The organism is Protofrankia sp. CiP1_Cm_nod4, assembly GCF_982290645.1.
In genome coordinates, this window is the sequence record NZ_CEVIVC010000001.1 from 149,959 (window position 1) to 157,553 (window position 7,595).

The following is a 7,595-nucleotide window of genomic DNA, read 5'->3' on the forward strand; positions in this document are numbered from 1 at the left end:
GGCCGCGTGGGGGATCTTTTTCAGGACAACCTTCTCAGAACAGCAGGAGGAGGTTCGTCAGTGCCAGGAGCGCCCCGGCCACCTGGCAGGCGGCCGCGCCGCGGCGGGCCACCCGTACCCGGCGCTCCCGGTCGTCGTCGGACGGCCGGACGTGGACGAGGGCCTCGGCGTTGCCGTACCCCCACCGCCCGATCGCGAACACGATCAGACCGAGGCCGGCCTGGACGATGACGGAGATCACCATTGTGGGCTCGAGGCCGGTCCCCGGTCCCGCTCCCGGTTCACCGGCCGCCCGCCGACGGTGGCGCGGTGGGCTGCTGGGCCGGGACAGAAGCGCTGGCGGCGTCGTTGACCTGCGGCGGTGAGTCCGGATCCGCGGGGCGGTAACCGTCGGCATACCTGACGTGGGCCTTGCGGATGGCGCCGGCCATCCAGTCCCGCCAGGTGGTGAGCTGGCGATCCAGCTGCAGCTGCTGACGCAGGCTGTCCTTGACCTGGTCGAACACGGCCGGGGCCGGTGGCATGACCTGGATCACCTTGCCGACGTTCCAGCCGTACTGGGTCCTGACCGGGCCGAACACGCCACCGGGCGGGGCGGCGAACGCCACCGGGGCGTACGCGGCATCGAGCTGGTCCGTGCTGACGACGCCGAGCACGCCCCCGCTGTCCTTGGTGCTCCCGTCCAGGCTGCGCTGCTGCGCGAGCTGTTCGAACGGCGTGCCGGCGGCGGCGTCCCGCACGATCTGGTCGGCCTCGGCCTGCGACGACACGACGATGTTGCGCAGGTCACGGCGTTCCGGGGTGGCGAGCTCGTCCTTGTGCTGGTCGAACTGGGCGTGCAGCTCGGCATCGGAGATCTCGGGCGTGCCGGCGACGTGCTGGAAGAGCTGGTTGATGGCAAGCTGGCGCTTGATCTCTGTGAGCACCGCCTGCTCGTTGGTGCCGACGGTGCCGAGCGCCTGGACGAACTGGTCCCTGGCGCCGCTGCCGCTGCCGTACTGCTGCTCGATGAACCGGCTCAGAGCGTCCTGCGCCGCCTTGTCCGCGATCACGATCTTCGTGTCGGTGGCGGCGCGGTCGAGGATGATGCCGACCGCGTAGGACTTGGCGACGTCGCGCCGGAAGGTGTCGAGCTTGGCGGTGTCGGTCGGCGCCTGGATCCCGTAGAGGGCGCGCAGTGTCTCGGCCCGGCGGTCGAGGTCGTCGACCGTGATGTCCTGGCCGGCGACCCGGAAGGCGACCCCGCCGGGCAGGCTGCGGGACGCGTGCCACAGGTAGCCGCCCACCCCGCCGCCGAGCAGCACGACCAGGGCGGCCGCCAGCACGATGCGCCCGCGTAACGAGCGGGGCGGGCGGACGCGGCGCGCGCGGCCGACGGCGCGGCGCAGGCGGGAGCGCTCGCCGCTGTCCACGGCGGGCTCGTCGGCGCCATCCCCACCGGCCGGCTCATCGGCGTCGTCCTTCGCCCGGGCCTTCTCCCCGCCCGGCTCGTCCCCGCCGGATTCGTCCCCGCCGGATTCGTCCTTGGCGGGTTCGTCCTTGGCGGATTCGTCCTTGCCGGGTTCGTCCTTGGCGGGCTCGTCCTTGGCGGATTCGTCCTTGGCGGATTCGTTCTCCGCGAGGCCGTCCCCGCCGGATTCGTCCCTGGCGGACTTGTCCTTGCCGGGCTTGTCCGCCGTACCTTCGTCCCTGGCTGGCTCACCCTCCGTAAGATCGTCTCTGACGGGCTTGTCCCTGGTGGGCCCGTCCGCCGTGAGCTTGCCCCCGGCCGGCTCGTCCTCGACGGATTCACTCTCCGTAGTTTCGTGCTCGACGAAGTCGTCCCTGGCCGGCTCGCCCGCGGCGGATCCGTTCCTGGCCGCTTCGTCCGTGGCGGGCCGGCTCCCGGCGGGCTCGCCCCCGGCCGGCCCGCCGCCGCTCCCCGCGGCCGGGGCTCCACCGTCCTCGGCTAATGCGTCCGGCTCGACATCGGTGTCGGCTTCGGCAGGCATCTACTTCACTCCAACCAACTCGTGCGCTACTGGGCGTGGCCCGGGTTCAGGCCGTACCCCGGAGGATCGCGGATGCGCCACCGCCACGACTACCCCCGCGGCGGCGAGCGCGAGACCCACCGCGCCGGCGAGCAGCACCCCGAACTGCCGGATCACGGCCAGATCGGAGGCGGCGAGGACGAGATAGCCGACCGCCGAGGTGGTCGCCGCCAGCAGCACCGGGGTGCGCAGCGCACGTCCGCCCCGGCGGGCCGCCTCGCTCAGCAGTACGGTGAACTCGCATCCCACCGCGGCGGTCAGCGAGCCCAGTCCCACGGTGACCGGGCTGAGCGGGATGCCGAGAGCCCACAGCAGGAACAGCCCGGCGCCGGTCGCCAGCGCCGCGGCCACCAGCGCCCGCAGGGCGTCGCCGCGACGGCGCAGCCCCACCGCGAGCACGGCCGCCGCCGCGGAGATCCCGAGCAGGTTGCCGAGCACCCGCTCGGAGGAGAGCAGCTCCTGGCCCCGCACCGCCACCATGGACAGCCCGGTGATCTCCACCTGGAATCCCGGCGGTGGGACGAGGACGCGGCCGATGTCGTCACGCAACGCCCGCAGCGCGTCGAGGTCGTCCATGCGGACCCCGAAGACCATGGTGGCGACCTGGTGGTCGCCCCGGATCACCGAGCCGGCCAGATACGGCGGCAGCAGCCGCAGCGCCGCCCCGATCTGCTCGGCGGTGCTCTCCGGCCCGAGGAACTGCAGCAGCGTGGGCGGTGAGACCACCGGGCGCAGCCGGTCACCGTGATCGGCGATGAGACGCTGCTGGGTGACGCGCATCCACTCCACCGCCGCCGGGCTGGTGACGTCCACCCCGCGCAGCACCACGGAGAGCTCCCCGGAGGAGCCGACGACGCTCTCGACATGCTGCGCGTCCTTCAGGGTGGACGCGCCGGCCGCGAGCGAGGCGAAGTCGCTGTCGAGCCGCAGGCCCGGCAGCGCCGCCCAGCCGGCCACGGCCACGGCCACGGCCACCGCCACGGCCACCGCCGTCCCGCGGTGGCGCGCCCGGGGCCGGCCCGCCGGAACGGGCCCGGCGGACACGGGCTCGGCGGGCGTGGGCCCGCCCGGCGTGGGCCCGGAACCCGCCGGCCCGGCGGGCACGGCCGGCAGGAGCGCGCCGAGACCGGCAGAGACGAGCACACCGATCGACAGCGTCAGGCCGAGATCGCGCACGAACGGCAGCGGTGAGAGGAGCAACGTCGCGAAACTCGCCGCGGTGGCGGCGGCGACGGTCAGCACGACCCGGCGCCGGGCGTTGCGGGTGAAGTAGGTCGGGTAGTAGCTGCCGATCCCGAGCAGCACCGGCAGGAAGGCCACCACGCCCAGGGACAGCGGCCTGCCCGCCCAGCCCAGGATCGCCAGCGTCAGGCCGATCGCGACCAGCGTCGAGGCCAGTGGGAGCAGGCGCCGGCGCCGGCGGGTCCACGGCACGAACAGGAAGCAGGCACCGATCAGGACGACGGCGATGCCGCCGAGGCGCGGGGCCTCGGAGCGGACCTGGTCGCTGACACCGGCCGCGAGCACCGGCACCCCGGACACCGTCACCCGCACACCGTCGAAGCCCGCGCCGCGCACGGTGTCGCGCACCCGGCCGACCAGGCGCTGCGCGGCGCCGGCGTCGATGCCCTGGCGCGGGCGGACGAGCACCGCCACCGCGTTCTGCGAGGGCACCACGAACCGCCACTGGGGCCGTGGCGCCTGGCCCTGGGCGAAGACCACCGACTGGACGAACCGGGTGTTGCCCAGCGTCGGCAGCCCGGCGGGCAGCCCCTGCACGACCAGCGGGCCGTAACGCTGGTCGAACTGCGCGGCCGCGCGGTCACCGGCCTCGCGGGCCTTCTGCTCGGTCGCGCCGGCATCGCGCGCCGTGACCTCGGCGGTGGCCCGCACCGCGTCCCGGCGGCCGGCGAGCTCGGCGAGGAAGTCCTGCGTCTGCCCGGCGATCTGGTTCAGCGTCGTGGCGGGCCCGTAGACCGCGGCGACGTCGCCGAGCCCGGTCAGCTGCCCTTCCAGGCGCAGCAGGCGGTGCAGATGGTCGCTGTCGAGCAGCAGCCGCGGCTGCGTGCTCTCCAGCAGGATCACGACCGGGTCGCCGCCGAACGAGGAGGCCAGCTCGTCGAGCTGCTCCACGGTGCGGTCATGGGCCGGCAGGAACGAGCCGATCCCGGTCTCGACCCGGCTTCTCGCCAGGCCGCCGGCGATGAAGCCGGCGGCCAGCAGAGCGAGCAGGACAGCGAGGAGGGCGGGTAATCGCCTCCTGATCATCGCGGGTCCGGCTGCACACGCGGATACGGGTCGTTGCGCGGACCGGGGCTGGTGGACGCTCCCGCCGGCGGGAACGGGTTGGACTTGTTCAGCGGGCCGATGTTGGTGTTCAGCGGCAGGCCCTTGACCGACTGCTCGTTGAGGCCCAGGAAGATCCGCAGCGCCCGGCCGTTGGCGTCACCGGTGGCCGCCGACTGGCCGAAGTTGGTGAAGAACGCCACGATGTCGCGGCCGTAGGGGCGCAGGTAGGCCAGCATCGGGTTGACGTCGGCCAGGTCCACCCGCAGGCTCGGGATGAGCGCCGTGAGGTCGTCGGCGACGGGGGGCACCCGGGTGAGGGTGTCCGGCGCGGCGACCAGCACACCGTCCAGGGAGGGCAGCAGCCCGCGCAGGTCCGCCGAGGTCTGCGGGAGCTCGGTCAGCGCGGCCGAGAGGTCCGGTGCGGCGTCCTGGAGGTTCTTCGCGACCGGGGACAGCGCCGTGGCGATGTCGCGCAGCCCGGTGGTGGCGTTCCTGGTGGTGTCCAGCACGCCGGGCAGCTTACGCACGATCTCCGCCACCGGCGCGCGGTTGTCCGCGGTGGCCTGGGCGAGCAGGTCCGCGTCCTCGACTAGCTGGCCGATCTGCCCCTGGCGGGTGTTGAGCGCGGCGAGCAGGGTGGCCGTCGAGCTGGTCACCTGCTCCAGGTCCTTCGACTGCGCGGCCAGGGCGTCGAGCGCGGTCTTGCCCTCGCGGCCGAGGTCGCCGAGGCCCTGCAGCGCCTGGGAGATGTTCTGCCTGCTGTCCTCGGTGGCCGCACCCAGCGACCGCACGCCGCTCGCGAGCGAGGCGCGGGTGTCCGCGTCCAGGCTCGCCAGCACGTCGTCGAGCTCGGTGGCGGGCCGGCCCGCGCCGTCGGGCAGCCGGGCGCCGCTGGGCAGCGCCGGCCCGTCGCCGTCCGCGATCTCCAGGAAGGTCTCGTTGACGAGGGTCTTCTCCCGCACCTGCACGACGGCGCCCTGGTGCAGGGGGTACGCGGAGTTCAGCTGTACCACGACGTCGGCGGTGTTGCCGTCGACGGAGAGCCTGTCCACCTTGCCGGCCTTGACCCCGGCCACCATCACGTCGGAGTCGTTGACGAGGTTGGACACCCTGGTCATGTGCAGCCCGACCTGATACCCCGAATCGGAGATCAGCGGCAGCTTGCCGCCGGAGTTCACCCAGAGGTAGCCGAACGTCAGCGCGCAGAAGGTCATGAACACCAGCAGGAACGCCAGCCGGACGACCGGCATCACGGCGTGGGGGATCCGCATCGCGACCGTCTACCTCACCGTCGGAGTGGACAGGGACTTCAGGCCGGTGACCGGCAGCGAGCTGGGGGTGACCTCGACCAGGGCGCGCAGGATCCCGCCGTTGGCGTCCGCCAGGCTTGTCATCGACCGGGTGTTGAGGATGAAGCCGCCGAGGTCGGGCAGGTACGACACGAGCGTGGCGGTGACCGGGTCCAGCCGCCCGGTGCTTGCCGTCAGATCTGGTAGCGCCGCGTTCAGCTGCCCGACGTAGGGCCGCAGGTCCTTGACCACCGGGTCGGCCTTCCGCACGACCGGGCCGAGCTGGTCGAGGGTCTTGTCCAGCTGCCGCAGCGTGCCGTCGAGCCTGGTCAGCGAGCCGGGCAGGGACGACGAGGCGCCCTTGAGGCTGTCCAGCGCCGGGTCCAGCTGGCCGCTGAGCTCCTGCACCGCCTCGGTGGCCAGTCTGAGCTGGTTGGTCAGGTCGGGCAGCTGGGCGAGCGCGGAGTCGGCCGCCGAGCTGTGCTCCCCCACCGCGCCCAGCGTCGTCTGCAGCGAGTCGGCGAGCGTGCGCAGCCGGCCGTCGTCACCGCCGATGGCCGTGGAGATCTGGCTGAGCGCGGTGACCAGCCGCTGGATGGTATCCCGGCGGGTCTGCAGCGAGGCGAGCACCGGCTGGAGGCGGGTCACCACCGTGTCGGTGGCGGTCAGGCCCTCCGGGAGATCCTGCGGCGCGGAGGCCAGCGCCGCGTCGGACTCCTCCAGCAGGGCGGTCAGCGCGGAGCGGGCGTTGTCGTCGAGGTGGCCGAGCACCTCGTCGATCTGGACCGGCCGCTGCGAGCTCGCCAGCAGCAGCGTGCCGCCCGCGGGCAGCCGCCTGCCCTGCTGCGCGGAGCCGGGGCTCAGCTCGACGTACATCTCGTTGAGCGGGCTCTTCGGCCGCAGGACGACGTGGGCGTTGTCGTAGACCCGGTACTTCGGGTCGATGGCGAGCTCGAGCCGGGCGTGCCCGGCGTTGTCGACGTCCGCGCCCACGATCTCGCCGGCCGCCACCCCGGCGATGCGCACCTCCTGGCCGTGGCCGGGGCTGACCCCGGGGGTGCCGGCAAAGGTCGCGTAGAAGGTGAACTTGTTGTCCCAGGGCACGCTGAGCCGCTGGTTGCTCAGGATGATGCTGCCGGAGATCCCGGCCAGCGTGATGAGCCCCACCAGCGCCAGCACGTTGCGCCTGAGACCGGGCTCGCTCCCGATCCGCCCCCAGATCCGCCGGAGGCGCTGTACACCGCTGCTCATCGCGGCTGGGCTCCCTTCTGCAGCGCGGCCCCGCTCTGGTTGGACAGCCCGACGAGCAGCTGCTCGAGGCTGATCGGCAGACCGCCGACCGAGCCCGCCCCGACACCGGGCTGCAGGGCGATCAGGGCCCCGTTGCGGTCGGAGAGCACCGAGGTGCGGGCGAGCGTGGTGGCCATGTATGCCAGCTCCTGGTAGATGGGCTTGTCCGAACTGGCCGCCGCGTACGGCCCGGTGCCGTGGTACGGCGCGAGCACGAACTGCTTGACCGGTCCGTCGATCCGGTCGAGCACGGGGCCGCTGAGGTCGTCGAGGGCGGTGGTGGCCTGCCGGCCGGCCGGCACCAGGTCCTGCACGAGCGGGCGGGCGTCGACCAGGACGCCGCGCAGCTGGTTGACCACCGGCCGCGCCTCGGCCAGCACGGGGTCCGCGGTCGCCAGCACGGTGTCCAGCTTGCGCACCACCGGCTGCGCCGGCCCGGAGGTGTCGCGCAGCTTCTCCAGCGTCGTCTTCAGCCGGGCCAGGCCCGCGTCGGTGGCGTCCAGGGTGGACGGCAGGCCGGAGACCGCGGTGGCGATGTCGCTCGTGCGCCGGGAGAGCACCGAGGTGGTGGTGCCCAGGTCCGTGACGATGGCGTCGAGCTGGCCCTGCTTGTCGATGAGCTCGCGCGCGGTGGCCTCCAGGCTGGTCACCAGCTGGGGCAGGTCGGTGTCGGGGTTGCTGCCCAGCGCCGCGCCGG

Annotated in this window: 5 protein-coding genes and 1 pseudogene; all 6 read right to left on the reverse strand. The window is 73.3% G+C overall.

Features of this window, described 5'->3' with window-relative positions:
* Positions 1 to 34: 34 nt before the first annotated feature.
* The gene (locus AC5LSR_RS00595) at positions 35 to 244 is read right to left on the reverse strand and encodes a hypothetical protein (protein WP_250285465.1); all 210 of its coding nucleotides are present in this window, start codon (positions 242 to 244) and stop codon (positions 35 to 37) included.
* A gap of 37 nt (positions 245 to 281) precedes the next feature.
* Positions 282 to 1,991 carry a peptidyl-prolyl cis-trans isomerase gene (locus AC5LSR_RS00600; protein ID WP_250291014.1) on the reverse strand — a complete coding sequence of 570 codons (1,710 nt, stop codon included), beginning with the start codon at positions 1,989 to 1,991 and terminating at the stop codon, positions 282 to 284.
* On the reverse strand, positions 1,992 to 4,298 hold the full coding sequence (locus AC5LSR_RS00605) for an RND transporter family protein (protein ID WP_493468055.1): 2,307 nt from the start codon (positions 4,296 to 4,298) through the stop codon (positions 1,992 to 1,994).
* Positions 4,295 to 5,590 carry an MlaD family protein gene (locus tag AC5LSR_RS00610; protein WP_493468056.1) on the reverse strand — a complete coding sequence of 432 codons (1,296 nt, stop codon included), beginning with the start codon at positions 5,588 to 5,590 and terminating at the stop codon, positions 4,295 to 4,297. The genes AC5LSR_RS00605 and AC5LSR_RS00610 overlap by 4 nt, the downstream gene beginning before the upstream one ends.
* A gap of 9 nt (positions 5,591 to 5,599) precedes the next feature.
* Positions 5,600 to 6,859: an MlaD family protein gene (locus AC5LSR_RS00615; protein WP_250291044.1), complete on the reverse strand. Its 1,260-nt coding sequence runs from the start codon at positions 6,857 to 6,859 to the stop codon at positions 5,600 to 5,602.
* Positions 6,856 to 7,595, reverse strand: a pseudogene (locus AC5LSR_RS00620) (MlaD family protein); the annotation flags it as partial. The gene AC5LSR_RS00615 and the pseudogene AC5LSR_RS00620, both read right to left, overlap by 4 nt.